This window comes from Romboutsia sp., from assembly GCF_035470145.1.
Lineage (GTDB): Bacteria > Bacillota > Clostridia > Peptostreptococcales > Peptostreptococcaceae > Romboutsia_D.
The window spans coordinates 1-1,690 of sequence record NZ_DATIRC010000305.1 but is presented as its reverse complement, the minus strand read 5'-3'; the positions used below and the strand labels follow the sequence as shown (position 1 = coordinate 1,690).

The following is a 1,690-nucleotide window of genomic DNA, read 5'->3' as shown; positions in this document are numbered from 1 at the left end:
AGTAATAATATAAAATTTTTAATGGGGGGTGTTAAATATCAGAATTATTCTTTTACCAAAATCCCGTATGGGTAAATGGTCAGTATGGATGAGCTTTTTTTTCATATTAACAAGTATCTTTTTTTATATTTTTGCTGAACTACTTAAGGTTATTACATCTGATATACTGGTTTCAATATTTGGAGGTGCGGCAATTATTATACAAATAATTGCTCTTATCTTCGGTGTTATAGCTGTTGTAAAAAACAAAGAACATTCTTCTCTGGTTTTTTTAGCTATACTTATAGGTTTAGTTGTTCTAGGATTTATTTTTGGTGATATATTAGGCCTTCCTGATATCTAATTGAATCACATTTTTTATATACTATGCGGTGAAAGGAGGAGAAATATTTCACCTCCTTTTATTTTCTATACGGTGTCAAAAATTTACAGTATTGATTTATTTATTTAGATAAGCTATTTCAATATATTAATCAGTGTCATAACTTATTATCAACATTACTTTTCACCAACATAGTTAAAAAATTAAGATTGATTAGTAATTAATAGGTTTATATAAAAAGAGCCAAGAGTGCAAAGAATGCACACTTGGCTTTTCTTAATTTGTCACTATATACGTATCTTTAAAACATTTAGATATAGCTTCATTTTTAAGTTTTACTGTATTAGATTTATCTTTAAAAGTACCTATGCAAACTCTATAAAATACACCATCATCAGCTATTGATTTATTTACAAAAGACAATAAAGTTGATGAAATACTACCTGCTATATCTTTTATGTACTTACTAGATTTGCAAGAAGCTTCTACATCACTATGAGATATAAAGTCTATCTCTATTAAAAGAGCAGACATTTTAGTTTTTCTAAGAACTGAGAAATCCTTTGATATTTTAACACCACGATTAGGCGTATTTATAGTTTTAGATAAATTAGAGCAAATACTTTTAGACAGAATATATAACTTACTTTTTTCATCATAAACCCATACTTCACATTCTTTAGCAGATTTGTTAGTTGATGAATTCATGTGAAGGCTAACAAAGTAGTCGCAGCTTTCCTTATTAGCTGTTGATGCTATAGGAATGGATAGTGTAAAGGAACTAATTAGGTTAGCGGAGGTAGTAATTTATATATACCTAGTGAAAATAGTGTTACTAAGCCCGTTAGGAATAAGATAATTAAAGAAGCTTTTAATGGTAATTACAAAGAGTTATCAAGGAAGTTTGGAATAAGTGAAGTTCAGGTTAGGAATATTGTGAATATATAGTTGGTTAGAAATAGTTATATAAAAGTAACTTGAATTAATTTTGTATAACTGTTAGCATTATATGTAAATCATAAATATTAATATAGAAAGAAGGCATTATACATATGGCTGAAATCAAGTATGACATAGTAGAAGAAATAGGAACAATATCAGAGACAAGCTCTGGATGGAGTAAAGAGTTAAATCGTATAAGTTGGAATGGTAGAGAAGCTAAATATGATTTAAGAGATTGGTCACCTGAACATGCAAAAATGGGTAAAGGTATAACTTTATCTATTGATGAGCTAAAGGCTCTTAAAGAGTTATTAAACAAAATGGATATATAAGTAATATAATGAAAGATTATATTAAAGATAAAAAGCAATGTAACACAAAAGGAGCATAATATGCAGTTTGTATAGTTACGCATTCTTACTAAAT

Annotated in this window: 3 protein-coding genes and 1 pseudogene; 3 read left to right on the top strand and 1 reads right to left on the bottom strand. The window is 27.9% G+C overall.

Features of this window, described 5'->3' with window-relative positions:
- Positions 1–28: 28 nt before the first annotated feature.
- Positions 29–343 (top strand): hypothetical protein, encoded by a 315-nt coding sequence (locus tag VLM92_RS12340; RefSeq protein ID WP_325276636.1) that lies wholly within the window; start codon positions 29–31, stop codon positions 341–343.
- A 255-nt stretch (positions 344–598) separates the two neighbouring features.
- On the opposite strand, the gene VLM92_RS12335 is transcribed toward VLM92_RS12340, so the two are convergent.
- Positions 599–1,081 carry an N-acetylmuramoyl-L-alanine amidase gene (locus VLM92_RS12335; protein ID WP_325276637.1) on the bottom strand — a complete coding sequence of 161 codons (483 nt, stop codon included), beginning with the start codon at positions 1,079–1,081 and terminating at the stop codon, positions 599–601.
- 48 nt (positions 1,082–1,129) lie between these two features.
- Between VLM92_RS12335 and VLM92_RS17415 the strand changes: the two are divergent.
- Positions 1,130–1,270 (top strand): annotated as a pseudogene (locus VLM92_RS17415) (Mor transcription activator family protein); the annotation flags it as partial.
- Between the two features lie 104 nt (positions 1,271–1,374).
- On the top strand, positions 1,375–1,596 hold the full coding sequence (locus VLM92_RS12330; protein ID WP_325276635.1) for a YdbC family protein: 222 nt from the start codon (positions 1,375–1,377) through the stop codon (positions 1,594–1,596).
- Positions 1,597–1,690 lie beyond the last annotated feature (94 nt).